Origin of the sequence: Staphylococcus pseudoxylosus (assembly GCF_044794325.1) — a bacterium.
GTDB lineage: Bacteria > Bacillota > Bacilli > Staphylococcales > Staphylococcaceae > Staphylococcus > Staphylococcus pseudoxylosus.
Window position 1 is genome coordinate 535,274 of record NZ_CP085024.1, and the last position, 17,937, is coordinate 553,210.

General features: G+C 31.8%; 16 protein-coding genes. 10 read left to right on the forward strand and 6 right to left on the reverse strand.

Going from position 1 to position 17,937, the window contains the following annotated elements; all coding sequences use genetic code 11:
* The first annotated feature begins 1 nt into the window (after window position 1).
* A complete protein-coding gene (locus LG295_RS02355) occupies window positions 2-721 on the forward strand; it encodes an energy-coupling factor transporter transmembrane component T (RefSeq protein WP_107557674.1) in 720 nt (239 codons plus the stop codon).
* A gap of 9 nt (window positions 722-730) precedes the next feature.
* On the forward strand, window positions 731-2,188 hold the full coding sequence (locus LG295_RS02360) for an ABC transporter ATP-binding protein (protein ID WP_404476288.1): 1,458 nt from the start codon (window positions 731-733) through the stop codon (window positions 2,186-2,188).
* Window positions 2,189-2,263: 75 nt separating this feature from the next.
* Here the strand turns inward: LG295_RS02360 and LG295_RS02365 are convergent, their stop codons facing one another.
* Window positions 2,264-4,339 carry a helix-turn-helix domain-containing protein gene (locus LG295_RS02365; protein ID WP_404476291.1) on the reverse strand — a complete coding sequence of 692 codons (2,076 nt, stop codon included), beginning with the start codon at window positions 4,337-4,339 and terminating at the stop codon, window positions 2,264-2,266.
* Window positions 4,340-4,666: 327 nt separating this feature from the next.
* On the opposite strand from LG295_RS02365, the gene LG295_RS02370 reads away from it, so the two are divergent.
* From LG295_RS02370 to LG295_RS02385, 4 genes are all read left to right on the forward strand, one after another.
* Complete coding sequence (locus LG295_RS02370; RefSeq protein WP_107531025.1) at window positions 4,667-5,677, forward strand: LacI family DNA-binding transcriptional regulator; 1,011 nt, start codon at window positions 4,667-4,669, stop codon at window positions 5,675-5,677.
* Between the two features lie 82 nt (window positions 5,678-5,759).
* Entirely contained in the window at window positions 5,760-7,055 is a 1,296-nt protein-coding gene (locus LG295_RS02375; protein ID WP_241959673.1) for an MFS transporter, read from the forward strand.
* Window positions 7,056-7,071: 16 nt separating this feature from the next.
* On the forward strand, window positions 7,072-8,556 hold the full coding sequence (gene xylB, locus LG295_RS02380) for a xylulokinase (protein ID WP_107531026.1): 1,485 nt from the start codon (window positions 7,072-7,074) through the stop codon (window positions 8,554-8,556).
* 19 nt (window positions 8,557-8,575) lie between these two features.
* On the forward strand, window positions 8,576-9,646 hold the full coding sequence (locus tag LG295_RS02385; RefSeq protein ID WP_107531027.1) for an NAD(P)-dependent alcohol dehydrogenase: 1,071 nt from the start codon (window positions 8,576-8,578) through the stop codon (window positions 9,644-9,646).
* Window positions 9,647-9,980: 334 nt separating this feature from the next.
* On the opposite strand, the gene LG295_RS02390 is transcribed toward LG295_RS02385, so the two are convergent.
* Entirely contained in the window at window positions 9,981-10,244 is a 264-nt protein-coding gene (locus LG295_RS02390; protein WP_107531028.1) for a hypothetical protein, read from the reverse strand.
* 270 nt (window positions 10,245-10,514) lie between these two features.
* Here LG295_RS02390 and LG295_RS02395 point away from each other — a divergent pair, with 270 nt between their 5' ends.
* Window positions 10,515-11,192 carry a haloacid dehalogenase type II gene (locus LG295_RS02395; protein ID WP_107531029.1) on the forward strand — a complete coding sequence of 226 codons (678 nt, stop codon included), beginning with the start codon at window positions 10,515-10,517 and terminating at the stop codon, window positions 11,190-11,192.
* A 143-nt stretch (window positions 11,193-11,335) separates the two neighbouring features.
* Here LG295_RS02395 and LG295_RS02400 read toward each other — a convergent pair whose 3' ends face one another.
* Window positions 11,336-12,505, reverse strand: a complete 1,170-nt coding sequence (locus tag LG295_RS02400) for an ArgE/DapE family deacylase (protein ID WP_404476296.1) — start codon at window positions 12,503-12,505, stop codon at window positions 11,336-11,338.
* Between the two features lie 191 nt (window positions 12,506-12,696).
* Window positions 12,697-13,197, reverse strand: coding sequence for a GNAT family N-acetyltransferase (locus tag LG295_RS02405; RefSeq protein WP_107531031.1), 501 nt, complete (start codon window positions 13,195-13,197; stop codon window positions 12,697-12,699).
* Between the two features lie 207 nt (window positions 13,198-13,404).
* Between LG295_RS02405 and srtA the strand changes: the two genes are divergently transcribed.
* Window positions 13,405-14,004 carry a class A sortase SrtA gene (gene srtA / locus LG295_RS02410; protein WP_107531032.1) on the forward strand — a complete coding sequence of 200 codons (600 nt, stop codon included), beginning with the start codon at window positions 13,405-13,407 and terminating at the stop codon, window positions 14,002-14,004.
* Window positions 14,005-14,098: 94 nt separating this feature from the next.
* Here srtA and LG295_RS02415 read toward each other — a convergent pair whose 3' ends face one another.
* Window positions 14,099-14,767 (reverse strand): N-acetylmannosamine-6-phosphate 2-epimerase, encoded by a 669-nt coding sequence (locus LG295_RS02415; RefSeq protein ID WP_107531033.1) that lies wholly within the window; start codon window positions 14,765-14,767, stop codon window positions 14,099-14,101.
* A gap of 164 nt (window positions 14,768-14,931) precedes the next feature.
* On the opposite strand from LG295_RS02415, the gene LG295_RS02420 reads away from it, so the two are divergent.
* The gene (locus LG295_RS02420; RefSeq protein ID WP_107531034.1) at window positions 14,932-15,729 is read left to right on the forward strand and encodes a MurR/RpiR family transcriptional regulator; all 798 of its coding nucleotides are present in this window, start codon (window positions 14,932-14,934) and stop codon (window positions 15,727-15,729) included.
* A gap of 176 nt (window positions 15,730-15,905) precedes the next feature.
* Here LG295_RS02420 and LG295_RS02425 read toward each other — a convergent pair whose 3' ends face one another.
* Window positions 15,906-16,781, reverse strand: coding sequence for an ROK family protein (locus tag LG295_RS02425; RefSeq protein ID WP_107531035.1), 876 nt, complete (start codon window positions 16,779-16,781; stop codon window positions 15,906-15,908).
* 255 nt (window positions 16,782-17,036) lie between these two features.
* Between LG295_RS02425 and LG295_RS02430 the strand changes: the two genes are divergently transcribed.
* Window positions 17,037-17,918 carry an N-acetylneuraminate lyase gene (locus tag LG295_RS02430; RefSeq protein WP_107531036.1) on the forward strand — a complete coding sequence of 294 codons (882 nt, stop codon included), beginning with the start codon at window positions 17,037-17,039 and terminating at the stop codon, window positions 17,916-17,918.
* Window positions 17,919-17,937 lie beyond the last annotated feature (19 nt).

The window sequence follows — 17,937 nt, forward strand, 5'->3', positions numbered from 1 at the left end:
TATGAATAACAAAATAATAAACCAAAGTCATATATTTAATTTAGACCCTAGGGTAAAGCTTGGAATCATGATAATTATTTCGCTTATTTCATTAACTGGCGGTGTAACGGGAAATGAAATTTTCTTACGCCTACTTGTAATGTTAATACCCTCTGTTTTGATTTTACTCATTGGTAAATATTTGATTGGATGGCTATGCCTCATTGTTACACTTAGCGCATGGTATGGCGAAGCATTTGTTATATTTGAGCATAGTCAATTAGCTACTTTACTCATTTTTGTCCCTTCAGGCGTGATTACACGTTTTTTACCATCACTTGTCATGGGGTATTATCTTTTTAAGACAACTCAAGTTGAAGTGCTTATTGCAGGTTTAGAACGTCTGAAAATACCGAGAAAGATTACGATTCCTATCGCTGTTATGTTTAGGTTTTTACCAACTATCAAGTCAGAATCAGCGTCAATTAAAGATGCAATGAAGATGAGGGGAATTTCATTGCGCTTTGCGTTTAAAAAGCCACTGCAGTATTTCGAATACCGTGTTGTGCCGTTGTTAAATAGCGTCTTAAAAATTGGGAATGAATTGACTGTTGCATCGATCACTCGTGGTTTGAATTTAACACATAAGAGAACATCTATCGTATTGCTAAAAATGCATTGGCTAGATTGGTTATTTATTAGCATGGCACTGATTTTATGCGTAACTTATTATATAGTGTGAGGTTGAAATATGATTCGAATTGAGGATATGTCGTTTAATTATGAAAATGGAGAAAAGGTTTTAAATAATATTAATCTTACTATTGGCAGTGGTGAGGTTATTTGTTTAACGGGTGCGTCAGGCTGCGGAAAAACTACAGTGACACGCATTTTAAATGGTACTGTGCCTCACCTATATCAAGGCAATATTGAGGGGACTGTTCAAGTCAATGGAAAGGATATATGTCAGCAATCTATTTATGAGATTTCCGAGATGAGCGGTTCAGTTTTTCAAAATCCTCGTTCACAATTTTTTTGTTTGAATACAACAAGTGAATTAGCATTTGAACCGGAAAACTATGGTGTTAATCCACAACGTATCAAAACTAATATGAATCATAGTGCTGAAGTATTGAATATGAATCATTTATTAGATAGAGATATATTTAACTTGTCTGGTGGAGAGAAACAACTTATCGCTTGTACTGCAATACAAGTAAGTGGACATGACATTATCATTTTAGATGAGCCTTCATCTAACTTAGACTTTACTACAATTACTAGATTACGCCAGTTGTTGGAGCAGTGGAAGCGTGAAGGTAAAACGATTATAATTGCTGAACATCGCTTGCACTATTTGGTAGATGTTGTCGATCGTTTTGTAGTGATGAAACATGGTGAAATCGACGAAATTTATGACAATTGCTCGTTCAATGCATTAACACATGACAATTTAACGTTTCTAGGATTAAGGTCAATACATTTAGATGAGATGAAACCTAAAGCTTTAAATTACAACAATAGTGAAGAAAAATTAACATTGCATCATTTTGTTTTTAACTATAAATACAAGCAACCATATGCACTTAATATTCCTAAAGTAGAATTAACCAAAGGCAAAGTAACAGCAATTATAGGGCGTAACGGTTCTGGGAAATCGACATTTGCTCGTTGTCTAACAGGTGTAGAACGTAAATTTAAAGGACGCGTTGATATGAATAGCGTCATATTAAAACGCAATCAACGATTAGACCATGTATATATGGTTTTTCAAGATGTGAATAATCAATTATTTGCTGAAAGTGTTGCTGAGGAATTACGTTTAAGTAATAACAAATTAGCTGATGCATCAATTAAATCGCGCTTACAACAGTATGGCATATCAGACCATGTTGATAGACATCCTTTGTCACTTTCAGGTGGAGAAAAACAACGCTTAGCTATTGCTAGTGCTGTAGAAACTAAACGAGAGGTTCTTATTTTTGATGAACCCTCTAGTGGGTTAGATGGTCAACGTATGCGTGAAATAAGTGGAACGCTTAATCGTTTAGCTAATCAAGGACACACAATATTAGTGATCACACATGATTATGAATTATTGATGTCATGTGCAGATGAAGTATTACATCTTGAAAATGGGTGTGTTAAAGAGCAATATCAAATGGATAATGACCATTTAAACGACTTACAGAACTTTTTTGAAATTTAAATACTACAGTAATTGTTCAAATTAAAAATAAGGCTAAAAACAAATGGTAAGTTTGTTTTTAGCCTTATTTTGTTATTAATTCATGGCGATCATAATATATTGAATAGACGATTGAGATAGTTTATAAATCAAAGGTTCTTTATAGTAATGTAAATTCAATTTCGATAATGGATAATTAGCGCTATTGATTTGCTTTATATAGCTTAAACCAAAAAGTTTCTGATCTATATTTGAAGGTATCAAATTTGTAATCATTCCATGATCTTTATTTAAAAGTCTTGAGAACACGGGAAATGATTTGATGAAATGATGGTTTATTTTAATGATACAAGACGTTTTTTCTACGTTACTAAATAATAAAATATGATAATGCCAATTTGTTTTACATATCATTGCGTTAGGAAGTAAGGCAACTTGTTGTTTGAAAAAAACCTTTAAAAAGCTATAAATATGAACAATAGGCATCGGACAATGAAATTTATTAAACAGCATAATTCTATCATTATCGTCGCTATAGTATGGGTAACCAAAACCACAAATACTTTGATTTAATTCAACTAAAAAACGCGTTAATAAAATGTGTGTCTGTTGGCTAGATGTGTTGTAGTAATCTTGTAAGGATTTATGAGTCAAATGAGTTAAAATTAATTTATTTGCATGCTCTATACCTAATTGGCTAATGAATATTAAGAGTACTTGTTTTAAATTATAGTTTTTTTGTGACTTTACTACCTTAGGTGCCATTAATCTATAAAATCTATTCAAATCTAAATCAATATAGTAAAAATCTGCTTTAATTGAAGTAATATTATGTAGCATTTGAGGTAAAGTATTTTTACTTTTAATGATAGAATCAATCGTCGTACCAATTTTAATAAGTGGGTACTTGAGATGGACTTTTTCAATGAAATTTGAAAGCTCATTAAAAGTATTATAAGAAAAATCGAATTGTAATGTTATTTGATTTGAATCAGTAGCTAATTCAGCTAGTAATTTAGCTACTGAAAATTTTTGAGTTTGACGTAAAGATAGGTTAGTTATTTTAATAGTCAACTGATGGCCCTTTAGCATTAACTGTTTAATTGTATTTATGATTTGTTGAGCACTTAATGCATTTAATTGCTTAAAATGTGTATCTAATACACAAAAGTTTATTTTTGAAAAAATCGTCGTCGTATCATTACGCACCATATGAGATTCATAAAATTGATTCAAGGCATATATGTCATCTAATTGAATAAGCGTAGTCATGGGTTTAAAGCAATGATTAAACGACAGTTTTGAAAGATGTAACGAATAATCAGAGTTATTTGTGTGCATCGTTGGTTGTTGGATTTTATTCAAATAACTCTTTGAAGTTACGTTATTCGAAACTATTTTATATGGCGATCTATAATGGCCCTTTTTAAACAAAAAAATATACTTTTTAGGTGGCATTTGGATGTAATACTTAAAATGTTTAGAATAAGTTGTTACATTCAAAAATCGATATTTAATAGCGACTTCATAGATACTTTTATTATCTTGAATAAGATCATATAGGGATAATGCAATTCTTAATGAAGTCGTATAATGTTTAAAATTTATGTTGATATTGCTAGAAAATAGTATAGATATATACGACTGTGAAATGTAAAACGTTTGAGATAAATGTTTTGTGTTTAATGTCTCACATATATTTTCGTGAATGTATTTCGTAATACGACCTACTAATGTGTGTTTAGTATTTAAATAAGGTATGTAGATGTTATTTAACACTACCCGCGCTTCTCTTAATAAGAATTCAATAATACTAGATATATACATATTCATACTGAACTCATCTTGGATGGGCTGGTGTATACTTTCTAGAACTAAGTTCCTAAATTGTTCTACAAATTGAATACGGTTAAAATCAAAATATGATTTTGAAATATTGGTATCTTTTTCAATAAAAAGTGGTAAAGGAATTTTCAACTCTAATAGCTCTTGAACATCTAACATTTGATATAAATCTGCATTATTAACAATTATGCCATCAGTAACTGTAATAGTTGTTCCATTTAAATTGATCTTGCAGGGTTTATTTAATGGGAGCAGTATAACAATTTCATTGATGCATCTTGTTAATTCAGATGTATAATGATTCCTAATAGATAGCGTACTAATCAAAAAATATCACCTTTATCTAGATATGAGTCTTTTACCTTGTAGTAGTATGCCTATTGTACAACTCTGCGCTATAAAAAAGGCAGGGATTAAAAGGTATTAATAAAATGATGTGTTAAAGTAATAAAATAAAGTTGAAGTGTAGAATTACCTTAATATAAATCGTTAAAATATAAAGGAAGTTGTTTTTTATTTACTAAATTTCCAAAATGGAGCTAGTTAATTAAAATAAAATTATGATAGCGTTTGCAAAAAATATAAAGAGAATCTATAATGTATTTATTGACTTGGGTTATTTCGGTTAAAACTTAAACGTTTAAGGTGGTGGAGATGGTGAGAAATAAACCAACGCTTCATGATGTGGCAAAAAAGGCAGGGGTGTCAATCGCAACTGTATCGAATGTTTTAAATTATAAAAGTACTGAGTTAAGCGATAAAACAAAAGAAAAAGTATTGGGAGCTATAGAAGACCTGGATTACGAACCAAATCAATTTGCAAGAAGTTTAAAAACAGGACAATCTAATATGATTGCTTTTATAGTACCCGATCAAAATCCTTTTTTTACAGAATTACTTACTGAGATAAGTGATGAATGTCAAAAACATCAGTTACATGTGGCAGTGGTTTCATCTGAAGAAAATGAGGATAAACAGAAAGCGTTGATTGAAAGTTTTATAGCTCAAAATGTAAGCGCTATTATTTTAGTTCCTGTTAACTCCAAGTTCAAATTGAAAAAAGAATGGTTGAATACCCCAATCATGACACTAGACAGAGAGTTAGAATCAATGCAATTGCCCTCTATAACAGTTAATAATGAAGAGGCGGCTTATACAGCAACTCAAAGATTAATAAGTAGTAAGTCTACAGACATCGGTTTATTACTTGCCAATCCAAACATTAGCACAACAACGGAGAGAAGGCAGGGATATGCACGCGCGTTATCGGACAATTACATCGAGGTTAATCACAATCTCATTTTTTATAGTGACCAACAGTTAGGGACAGATGCTCAAATCAAAAGTGGTTATGAAGCTACGAAAACTTTAATAGGTGAAAATATAAAGGCAATTGTTGCAACAAATCATTTGTTATTACTTGGAGCTTTACAAGCTATTAAAGAAGGTGGAAAAGTAATAACAAAAGATGTGATTATCGTTGGATTTGATGATAGTTATTGGAATGAGATTTATGCTCCTAAATTAACAGTTGTATCTCAACCAGTTAAAACAATGGGGAAAGAAGCAGGTAAGATGATATATAGAATGATTAGAGGAGAAAAAAATGAATCAATAAAACTTTCTACGAGATTAGTCATTCGTGAGTCATGCGAGTTCAGGTAATTTTAAATTCTGCAATTTGAGTTGTTTTTTCTATAACTTAAACGTTTAAGTTATGAATTTATTAACTAAAGGGGGAAATAATTTGAATACTGCAATAAGTAATATCGACAATCAAAAGACATGGATGGGAATACCTAAAATTATATTTGGAGCGCTGATTGCCATTTTTATATTTATGACTGGAGATGGTATTGAACAAGCTTTTTTATCGAAAAATATCGTTGATTTAGGATTTTCTGGTGGACAAGCATCCATGGTATTTACTGTTTATGGCGTTATGGTAGTAGTAGGATCATGGTTAGCAGCAGTATTATCTGATGTTTATGGACCAAGAAAAGTAATGCTATTAGGGACTGTAATATGGTTAGTTTTTCATATATTATTTTTAGTTTTTGGTATGGGAATGGAAAACTATAATATGATGTTAGTAATGTATGGTATTAGAGGTTTAGGTTATCCCTTATTCCTATATGGGTTTTTAGTATGGGTAACATATATTACTGATAAATCTCGTTTAGCAACAGCTATTGGTTGGTTCTGGGCAATGTTTTCTGTGGGTATGGGAGTTATAGGTACATATTTACCTAGTTTTACAATTCCACAGATTGGATTTATGGGAACATTGTGGTTATCTGTTATATGGATATTTATTGGTGGGTTATTAGCATTTTATATTGTAGGTAAGAGAAATGTTAAACCTAATGCTGAAAAAACAGTTAAAGAAAGATATATAAAAGTATTAAAGGAAGTTGCAGTCGTTTATAAAAATCCTGAAATTATAAAAGTGTTCATTGTGAGGGTAATAAATCAATTGTCATTATTTGGTTTAGTAGTTATATTTCCTGTTATGTTCACAGATAAGATTGGTTTTACAATGCAACAATGGTTATGGACATGGGGAACAATGCATGTAACTTGTATTATTGGTGATGTGATTTGGGGTATTATCGCAGATAAAATTGGTTGGAAACGTCAAGTCATGTTATTTGGTTGTATTGGATGTGGCATAACGACACTCCTTTTCTATTATTTACCTATATTAAGCGGAGATGTATTTGCAATAGCGATTTTATGTGCAATATTATTTGGAATAACACAATCAGCTTTTGTTCCAATTTTCGCTATTTTTACTGCTTTAGAACCAGAACATATCGGTGCAACACTCTCATCACATAATTTGGCAGCTGGTTTAAGTAACTTTGTAGCTCCAGCTTTAGCAACCTTATTCTTACCTATATTTAATGAAGTAGGTGTTGTTTGGGCATTTGCTATTTGTTATTTCATAGGTGCTATAATAACTTATTTCATAAAAGTATATCAACCCGGTATTGATGAAGCAAAAACAACTGAATTAAATACTCAACTTCAAAAATTATAAGAAAGGAATGATTGTAATGGAGGAAGTTGTATTAGGTGTAGATTTAGGTACAAGCGCAGTTAAGACACTAGCAGTAAATAAACAAGGACAAGTTATTAGTCAAACAAGTGTTACATTACCATTAATACAACTACAATCAGGATTTAATGAACAAGACCCTGGAAATTGGGTTGAGTCGGTAAAAGAAAGTATAAAATTACTGATTAAACAGGAAGCTATGTATGATAAAGAAATAAAGGGGTTGTCATTTTCAGGTCAAATGCATGGTCTGGTAGCATTAGATAAAGAGTTGAAACCACTAAGAAATGCTATCCTTTGGAATGACACTAGAACAACTAAACAATGTCGAGAAATCAAAGAAAAATATGGAGAAATACTATTAGGTAACCCGATACTGGAAGGATTTACGCTACCTAAATTATTATGGTTGAAAGAGAATGAACCAGAAAATTGGCGTCGATTAGAAGTATTTTTATTACCAAAAGATTATGTGAGATATGAACTCACTGGTGATGTAGCAATGGAATACAGTGATGCCGCAGGTACCTTATTATTAAATTCTGATACTCAGGACTGGGATAAATCAGTGGGAGAAACATTAGAATTGGGAAACATATTTCCTCGTCTCGTGGCGTCACACGAATTTGTTGGTTATCTTAAATCAGAAATCAAAAAAGAACTGAATTTGGATAGTGATATTGCGATATTTGCAGGAGGAGCTGATAATGCTTGTGGTGCATTAGGAGCAGGCATTATCAATGATGCTGAAACACTATGTAGTATTGGAACATCGGGCGTTATATTGACATGTACGAATCATAATGATAATGCGTCAGGTCATAATATTCATTTCTTTAATCATGCGCAACCTAATATGTCTTATGAGATGGGAGTAACATTAAGTGCTGGTGCTAGTTTAAATTGGTTAAAGCATACATTCTTTAAAGATGAGACTTTTGAAAATGTAGTTGAACAAGCTGATAAATCACAAATAGGTGCTAATGGTTTGCTGTTTGCACCATATTTACAAGGAGAACGCACGCCACACGGTGATGCCTTTATTAGAGGAAGCTTTATAGGTATTAATAATAATACGCAAAAATATGATTTTGTACGTGCTGTCATAGAAGGTATTACGTATTCACTCTACGAATCCTATAAATTGATGAGACGAGATGGTTGTCATGAAAGACAAATAGTTTCTATAGGTGGTGGAGCCAAAAGTAGCTTTTGGTTACAACTTCAAGCAGATGTTTTTAATGCAAATATTATACCATTAAAATATGAGGAAGGTCCGGGAATGGGGGCGGCAATGTTAGCTGCATATGGTATGAAATGGTTTAACACGATGGAAGATTGTGCCGATGTATTTATTACATATGGTGAAACATACAAACCTAATCTAGAAAACCATAAAAAGTATGAACAGTATTTTAAAATCTATCAACAAATCTATCAACAAACGGAAACGTTAACACAGCAGTTGTTAAATATAAATTAGAAAGTAAAGGAGTTTTATTATGACAAAAAATATTCCAGAAACAATGAATATCTCAATATTGAATAAACCATTTGATATGGAACTTAAAGAAGTTACGGTACCTCAGCTAGGAGCAAATGATGTTTTAGTGAAAGTTATGGCAGTCGGCGTATGTGGTTCAGATGTTCACTATTATGAACATGGTAGAGTCGGTGAATTTATAGTAGAAAAGCCTTTGATTTTAGGACACGAATGTTCTGGAATTGTAGCGGATGTAGGTTCAGATGTAACTAAATTTAAAGTCGGTGATAGAGTAGCAATTGAGCCTGGTGTACCTTGTGGTGAGTGTGAATACTGTAAATCTGGTAAATATAATTTATGTCCAGATGTTGAATTTTTAGCAACACCTCCTATTGATGGTGCTTTTAGTCAATATATTAAGCATCCAGAAGGTTTCTTATTCCATATACCAGAAGATTTATCTTATGAAGAAGCCACTTTAAATGAACCATTTTCAGTGGGCGTCCAAGCTTGTAAAAGAGCCAACGTTCAACCAGGATCAACAGTGGTAATAATGGGTATGGGGCCAGTTGGATTAATGGCAGTCGTAGCAGCAAAAGCATTTGGTGCTACAAAAATTATAGTTTCAGATCTTGAACAAATACGTTTAGATGAAGCCTTAAAATTAGGTGCAACACATGCCATTAATATAAAAAATGAAGATGTCACAATGCGGATTAATGAAATCACTCAAGAAAAAGGGGCAGACTATGCATTTGAAACGGCTGGTAATCCTATTGCACTTCAAAATGCATTATCCTCTCTAAATAATGGAGGGACATTAGCTATAGTAGGTCTTCCACAACAAGAAAATAATGAATTGAATATTCCTTTCATCGCTAATCATGAAATTAATATTGTAGGTATCTTTAGATATGCCAATACTTATAAAATGGGCCTTGAGATGTTATCATCTACAATGGCAGATTTAAATTCAATGTTTACAGATACTTACGATTTAAAAGAAGCTAAAGCTGCTATGGAACAAGCGAGAACTAATAAAAGTGGCTCACTAAAAGTTTTAGTGTACCCAAATGGTAAACCAGAATAAAATATTTATATATGAATAAGATCTAAAATTACTGCCTGAAAGTAACTTTAGATCTTATTTCTTCAAGTAGATAATCAACTACTTGAGTAGAATGTTATGATATATCATATTTAAAAATGGGTGCATAAAGTCTAATTCTGGGAATGGAATATAACTATGATGATAAACGGCACATTACTAGCCCATGATATAAATGCAACATTCTATATCAATATTATATAACTAAAAACGAAACCTTACAATATAAAATTAAATAGTACATAAATATAAAATTGTTAAATATAATTGGATTAGCGTACCAATTATTAGTTCGTAACGTATTAGTCAAAGTAAGCTATCTATTTTGTTTATAAAGATCTATAGCTTTATAGAGAAATATTAATACAGAGATAACGAAAAATAAGGTAAATAAACCGTTAAAAATCTCATTGTTAAACAGGCTAATAACTGTGGCACTACTTAGTTTATTTAAAAATAGTGAACCGGTTGTTTCGATTTCAAATAAATCAAATGAAAATAAAACTAATGTGATTAGTAACATGTAACCTACTGCAATAAGAAATAGGTTGAACAAATCAACTAAAAATAACTTTCTCATCACAACCAGCCTCCTCCCTTACTTTTCTATATCCCATTTATAAGGAATTAATCTTAAGTTAATGTATTTTTACAGTTAATTTATAAATAGTCTAAGGATTGGTTATTTTCGTATTTTGAGTTTATTAGAAGCAAAAAGTTATAAAATAAATGTAAAAGATAAAATTAATTATTAAATATTAATTGAAATTAAGTTAAAACTGTTTCAATATAGTCTAAACGTGCTAAAGAGTAAGTAAGTCTGATTTTTATCAAGAAAGGGAGGTTATATATGTATAAAGCTATTATTTTTGATGTTTACGGTACAATATTTGATATGGAATCGCTAAAAAACGATATGGGTCAATTCAATGAAGTAGAAGCAAAATCCATTTCGCAACTTTGGCGTAAAACACAGTTAGAGCATATGTTTTTAAGACAAGTAATGCAAAGATATATTCCTTTTGATGAATTGACTAAAGAATCACTACGCTATGTATTAGATGTTCATGAAATTCAATACAATAGAGAAGATGTAAACCAACTCTTTGAGGCATTTTTAGATTTAGACTATTTTAAAGAAATTCCAAAAGTGCTTTCGGAGTTGAATTCGAAAAACTTAGAAGTTGGTGTATTATCAAACGCTAATGACAATATGTTAATGCCTTTAGTCGATAACTCTGAAATTAACAAGTATATAGATACTGTGATGAGTGTTAATGAAATAAAGCAATACAAACCTAGTCCTGCTAGCTATTCCTTAATATTGAAATATTATCAAATGACACGTGAAGATATTTTATTTGTTTCTTCAAATGCGTGGGATGTTTCAGGAGCAGCTAATTTTGGTTTTGATACAGTATGGGTAAATCGTAGTAAATCACATTTTGACTATAATGGGCAGTCACCAACTATGACAGTTAATAATTTAAATGAAATGGTTAAATGGCTAGAAATGAATAAAAGGTAAGACGCAAATTGTTATATAAGTACTTAAAATACAACTGACTTTTATAAAAATAGGGGCGGGAAGACGTAATCAAAATAGTGATTCGTTTTCCCGCCCCCAATAAGGCTAAGTAGCTTTATGTTTAATAAATATGGACTCAAATATTATTTAGTTTGATTCAGATAATCTGTTAATAGATGAATATACAAATCAATGAACGTAAGGTATACATCTTTATAGACGTACTCGTCCACTTGGTGTGCCTGTCCTGTTTCACCTGGACCATACATGACAAATGAGAAGTCTTCACCTTTGTCTTTCATTAAATAAGAAGCATCTGTAGTTGCAGTAGAAGAAGTAACTTCTAAATTTCTGTTGAAATATTCGTCACCTAAAGACTTAGCTAATTTTAAAAATGAATTATCACCTGTAGTGTAAACAGGGTCACGATTAACATAAGGATTTACGGTGATATCTCCATTACTTTCTTTTTCGACTTTTTCTTTGATACGATTGAATAGTTCTTCGAATTTTTTATTATCAAATTGTGGAATTGTACGCATATTAAATAGTGATTCAGCGTATTCAGGAATAGAATTAACTTGGTCTCCTCCGTTTATAATAGTTGAATTCATAGTAGGTGTACCTAATAACTCACTACTTACGTCCACTTTGTTATATTCTGAATTTAAATAATGAATGAAATCAACTAAAGGATTAATAGCATTAAAACCTAACTCTGGCATGGAACTATGTGCTGATTTCCCTTTAGAAGTAACTTGAATGTCCATTGTACCTTTGTGTGTATAGACAATGCCATCTTGTGATGGCTCTGCAATTAACAATGCATCTATATCATCCATATAGCCTTTTTCATGTAGCAAGGCGGCACCATTACTTGTAACTTCTTCGCCAGCTGTAGCCATAAAGCGAATCGATCCCTGCTTCAATAGACCTGCTTCTTTAATTTCGATTAAACTAATTGCTAACGCTACAAGTCCAGATTTCATGTCTGCTGAACCACGACCGTGCAATCTCCCTTGATCATCTTCAGTTAATTTGAAAGGATCATAATGCCATTTATCGATATCGCCTGTTGTTACGACGTCCATATGTCCTGAAACGCCGACTACAGGGCTACCATTTCCTATTTCTACGATGAGGTTAGCGCGAGAAGATTCGCCATCCAACGTTAGAATGTCTGTATGAATATCATACTTTTTAAAAAGCTGTTGCAAATAATGAGCAACATCGACTTCTTTTTCATTTACAGACTGAATTTCAATAATATCTGATAATATTTTCACACGCTCATCTTTTGAAAACACTGCCATATAAACACTTCCTTCAAAATTAATCAATACATTATAATTACTACCACTAAGTCTAAATAACAAAACAAATTAGCAATTTGCGCCTAAGAGAGCGCAATTATTATTAAAGAAATTAGCTTTCCATCCCATTGCTAATTTTAGTTATCGTCTATAGGCGTATTGATTTTTGAAAAGTACGTTTTAGTTATATATTATTTATCAAAATTATTTAAATCTAATTGATAAAATGCAAGATCTAGCCATTTATCGAATTTATAACCTACTTGTTGAATTGTACCAGAATGAGTGAAATTGAATTTTTTGTGTAAATAAATACTGTAGTCATTTGTAGCATCTATACCAGCAACTAATGTTTTATAGTCATTTCTTTGTGCATGATGGATGATTTCCAGTAATAATTTCGAAGCAATACCTTTCCCTCTGTGATGCTTACTTACGTAAATGGAATGTTCAATAGAATATTGGTAAGCTGGCCAATCCCTAAATGAACCATAAGTTGCGAAGGCAATAGCTTCGTCATGTTCTACATAAACAAAAATAGGCTCGTTATTCTTTGATTTATTTTCAAACCAAGCCTCTCTTGATTTCAGGGTTTGTGGGTTATAGGTATAAACGGCTGTGGTATTTAAAATGGCATCATTATAGATGTCTAGAATATTTGGTAAATCTGATTTAACTGCTTGTCTTATCATAAAAATTCCCCACAATCTTTTATATTATGTCTTAGGTTTATTAAACACTTATTTTCTAAAAGGTGCAATTTTTTGTCATGAAAATTAACGCAGAAATACAAAGGCGTGTTTCTAATGATTTTATATTAATCAATACAATTAATGAATTGTGCTATACTTGATATAACTTTTTAAATTTGAAATTGCTTAAAAGGAGAAACAAAAGAGATGAAGAAATGGACTAATCGTTTGATTACTGTGGTGGGAGTATTACTTATTTTGGTGGCAGTTTACCTTTTCGCTAAACCACATATCGATGATTATTTAACAAAAAAAGATAATGAAACAAAGATAGAAACTTATGATAAAGATACTTTAGACAATAAAAATCAAGCAGTTGAAATTCCTAAAGATAAAACAAAAATGGCTGGTTATTTATCAGTACCAGATGCAGATATTAAAACGCCAGTCTATCCAGGCCCTGCCACACCGGAACAACTTAATAGAGGCGTCAGTTTCGCTGAGGAAGATGAATCGTTAGAAGATCAAAACATCGCGATTGCTGGACATACCTATACAGGAGGTTCAGATTATCAATTTTCAAAGTTACCAGATGCAAAAGTAGGCAGTAAAGTGTATTTTAAAATAGGAAATAAGAAAAAAGAGTATGAAATTGTTAAAATTTTTGACGTGAAACCAGAAGACATAGAAGTACTTGAAGAACAACAATCTGCAAAACAACAACTTACATTAATCACGTGTGACAACTATAACGAACAAACGAATCAATGGGAAGATCGGAAAATATTTATTGCTAAAGCAATATAATAATGGGATTGAAACAATCGTTTTATAATTAATAACTTTCTATAAAATTAAAGTGGCTGAGGCATTCATCAATAATGTCTCAGCCACTTTAATTTTATGTGTTTAAAACATCAATAAAGCGTTTGGTAATATCTTTAGGGCGTGTAATGGCACCACCAACGACAGTACAATGTACACCTAAATCTGTCACAGTTTTAAACATTTCAGGAGTGACAACATTGCCTTCAGCTATGACTTTAGCATCAACGTGTGCTAATACATCTTTTAAAAATTGGAAGTTATTTTCATATAAAATATGACCTTTAGTATATGATGTATAACCACGTAATGTAGTACCAATATAATCAAAACCAAGTTTATCAGCATTAATTGCTTCATCTAGTGTTGAAATGTCTGCCATAAGTTCAATATGAGGAGCATTTTCTCTAACATAGGCTACAAGTGCTGGTAATGATTCTTTGGGACGTGTTTGTTTTGTAGCATCTAAAGCAATGACTTCACATTTACTTTCAATTAATTCATCAATTTCTTTGCTAGTTGCAGTAATGAATACATCAGAATGATCATAATCCCGTTTGACGATACCAATTACTGGTAAATCAACCTCTTGCTTAATCGCAATAATATCTTCTTTAGAATTTGCTCTGATACCAACAGCGCCGCCTTCATAAGCTGCTAACGCCATTTTTGACATGATAAATGACGAGTGTAGTGGTTCATCAGGTAATGCTTGGCATGACACAATTAATCCTTGTGGTAACATAATATACACTCCATAACTTTGATAAATTTAATAAATCATTAAACTCCTTTAGATTTGTAATTTTAATATAACATTGAGAAAATAATAATCAATACATTTAATTGTTATGAAAAATATTTTCATTTATACTGAGATTATATTCATATTTGAAGGGGAGAATCCTAATGAAATTTGAAAATCGTGTGCAACGCTATCGCCACTTATTTACGAAAACAGACAAGCAAATCGTTGAATACATTCAAAGTAATCAATTTGATGATGCTTTTTCTACGATCAATTCATTGGCGCATGCTATAGGTACATCACCAGCCACTATTACGCGCTTTAGTAATAAATTAGATTATGATAACTTCCAAGACTTGAAGTTTAATTTGCAACAAGAAATGACAGACAACGTTATAGAAAATAGTCCACTTATACAACGTATTCATAAATATCATCAAGATATTATTCAACAGACAGGCGAGTTTATTTCTGATGAAAAAATTCAAAGGCTGGTAAATCAAATTATGCGGAGTCGACAAATTATTTATGCTGGACTAGGAAGTTCAGGTTTGTCTGCGACTGAATTTTATTATCGTATGATGCGTATGGGATTAAAAGGGAATGTATCAACAGATGCACATCAAATGAAAATTTTTGCATCATTATTAACGGCTTCTGATACATTTGTAGCTATTTCAAATAGTGGAGAAACTACTGAGCTTATTGCAGCAGCAAAAGTTGCGCACGAACGCGGTGCATATGTGGTCGCAATTACAAATTACGAGGGCAGCGCGTTAACACAATGTGCAGATTTAGTATTAATAACGACAGACCAGTCTAGAATTAATGATACAAGATTTATTAATACACAAATAGCAACGCTTTTCCTAATTGATATTGTAAGTTATTTGCTATTGGATGATGATTATATGCAAAACGTCTATCAGCATACAAAAAAAATCATATTAAATGAATAGCTTTCAACAATATAAATTTAATAAGTGTACCGTAAAGTAATGAATGGACTATTTGTAGCTTGAAAATACGTTTGTATCAATGCGTTTTCATTAAAATTATGGAGGCGAAACGATAACTTTAATTCGAAATGATATTTAGACTTGTTTCGCTTCCACAATCAAGCTTAGAACAATTATTATAAAAATCTAGATATTGCGCCATATAACGAGGCGTGATTTTGAGTTTGAGTGGTTAGTACAGGTGCGTGACCATAATTTGGTGGTAAAAATTCTTCGATTTTAGGGGTGATATAATTTAGTAATTGTGTACCTTGGGAAGATATACCACCACCAATCAAAATTAACCCTGGATCGTAAATAATTTGAATTTGTGCAATGCCTTCTGCGACATGTGTACTCCACCGGTCGAGGATGGAGATTGCTAATGCATCTTGTTGCTCAGCTAATTTAAAAAGTTTAGGTACATCATCTGAATAAGGTAATGCATGTGTTTTCATTAGAAACTTCAATGCATGAGTTGAAGCGCGTTGCTCAAACGTTAATCTATCTTGAGGTTTATATAATAAATAACCGATTTCGTTGGCTCTATTGCGCTCACCATTATATAAGCGACCCACTTTATTGTAAAAAGCCCCCCCTATACCTGTTCCCAATGTAAGGCAAAAAATATTATCTGCTTCATAATCATGTAAAGTAAGCTCTCCTAGTAGTGCCGCATTCACATCATTAAACACTTTTACTTCTGCGTTTAATGGTGAAAGTAATTTATGAAAGTTTGTACCAATAAAGTTTGGAATCGTAGGACCAGCATATACTACAGTTCCATTCTCTTCATTGATGACACCCGCACTAGAAATTCCCACTTGCAAAGGGTGTATCATATAAGTTTCTTTAAAATGAGACACAAGTTCAAAGATTGCATCAGCAATAAATTCATTGATGTTATTTGGTGTAGGTATTCTTTGATAATTTATAAACTTTAAATTTTCATCTAGTACAGCCGCTTTAATATCAGTACCTCCGATATCAATTGCTACTTTATAATTAGTCATAATTCATACCTCCATTCATAGTACTTACATTAATATGTATCATTTTTTTATTTAAAAGTGTAGCTATAATAACTATGAAAAATATTTTCATCAATATTTAGTATAAGTGATGAATATTTTCAAAATGCTATTGATACTGTTAATGGTAGCGTTTACAATTTGAACTGTAAATAGAAAAGCTTTATATCCTTAACTTAAAGTAATAGGGGTTTTAGGGTTAATAAAAATATATAAACAAAAGATGGAGGGAAATATATGGAAGAGAATTTTAAAGGGTTATATTCAGCATTATTAGTTCCATTTGATGAACATGGTGAAGTGAAAGAAGAGGGTCTAAAGCAAATTGCTAAGAATGCGATTGAAACTGAGGGCTTAGACGGTTTATATGTGAATGGTAGTTCAGGGGAAAACTTTTTACTAAGCAAAGAGCAAAAGAAGCAAGTATTCAAAGTTGCAAAAGAAGCGGTTAATGACGACGTAACATTGATTGCGCAGGTAGGATCTTTAGATTTAAATGAAGCTATAGAATTAGGAAAATACGCTACAGAATTAGGTTATGATGCTATTTCTGCAGTGACACCATTTTATTATCCATTTACCTTCGAAGAAATCAAAGACTATTATTTTGAACTAATTGAAGCGACACAAAATAACTTGATTATTTATGCGATTCCCGACCTTACAGGTGTCAATATTTCTATTGAGCAATTTGCTGAACTATTTAATCATGAAAAAGTAATAGGTGTTAAATATACTGCTCCAAACTTCTTCTTATTAGAACGTATACGTAAAGCTTTTCCAGATAAATTAATACTTTCTGGATTTGATGAAATGCTTGTACAGGCTGCGATTTCAGGTGTAGATGGAGCTATAGGTTCTACGTATAACGTAAATGGTAAACGTGCAAGACAAATATTTGAAAAAGTACAAAGTGGCCAGCTAGATGAGGCTTACCAAATTCAACATGATACTAATGACATTATAGAAACGGTACTATCTATGGGGATATATTCTACGTTAAAAGAAATTTTAGCCACACGTGGTATAGATAGTGGTTTACCGAAACGACCATTTAAGCCGTTTAATGAGACGAATAGAAGTAAATTAACAAAGTTAATCAAAGACTATAACTTATAAGACATCACGTTAGGGGTTG

Coding starts and splice junctions, on each gene's coding strand:
- LG295_RS02355 (WP_107557674.1), top strand. CDS start 2: ATGAATAACAAAATAATAAACCAAAGTCATATATTTAATTTAGACCCT.
- LG295_RS02360 (WP_404476288.1), top strand. CDS start 731: ATGATTCGAATTGAGGATATGTCGTTTAATTATGAAAATGGAGAAAAG.
- LG295_RS02370 (WP_107531025.1), top strand. CDS start 4,667: ATGGTGAGAAATAAACCAACGCTTCATGATGTGGCAAAAAAGGCAGGG.
- xylB (WP_107531026.1), top strand. CDS start 7,072: ATGGAGGAAGTTGTATTAGGTGTAGATTTAGGTACAAGCGCAGTTAAG.
- LG295_RS02385 (WP_107531027.1), top strand. CDS start 8,576: ATGACAAAAAATATTCCAGAAACAATGAATATCTCAATATTGAATAAA.
- LG295_RS02390 (WP_107531028.1), bottom strand. CDS start 10,244: ATGAGAAAGTTATTTTTAGTTGATTTGTTCAACCTATTTCTTATTGCA.
- LG295_RS02395 (WP_107531029.1), top strand. CDS start 10,515: ATGTATAAAGCTATTATTTTTGATGTTTACGGTACAATATTTGATATG.
- LG295_RS02400 (WP_404476296.1), bottom strand. CDS start 12,505: ATGGCAGTGTTTTCAAAAGATGAGCGTGTGAAAATATTATCAGATATT.
- LG295_RS02405 (WP_107531031.1), bottom strand. CDS start 13,197: ATGATAAGACAAGCAGTTAAATCAGATTTACCAAATATTCTAGACATC.
- srtA (WP_107531032.1), top strand. CDS start 13,405: ATGAAGAAATGGACTAATCGTTTGATTACTGTGGTGGGAGTATTACTT.
- LG295_RS02415 (WP_107531033.1), bottom strand. CDS start 14,767: ATGTTACCACAAGGATTAATTGTGTCATGCCAAGCATTACCTGATGAA.
- LG295_RS02420 (WP_107531034.1), top strand. CDS start 14,932: ATGAAATTTGAAAATCGTGTGCAACGCTATCGCCACTTATTTACGAAA.
- LG295_RS02425 (WP_107531035.1), bottom strand. CDS start 16,781: ATGACTAATTATAAAGTAGCAATTGATATCGGAGGTACTGATATTAAA.
- LG295_RS02430 (WP_107531036.1), top strand. CDS start 17,037: ATGGAAGAGAATTTTAAAGGGTTATATTCAGCATTATTAGTTCCATTT.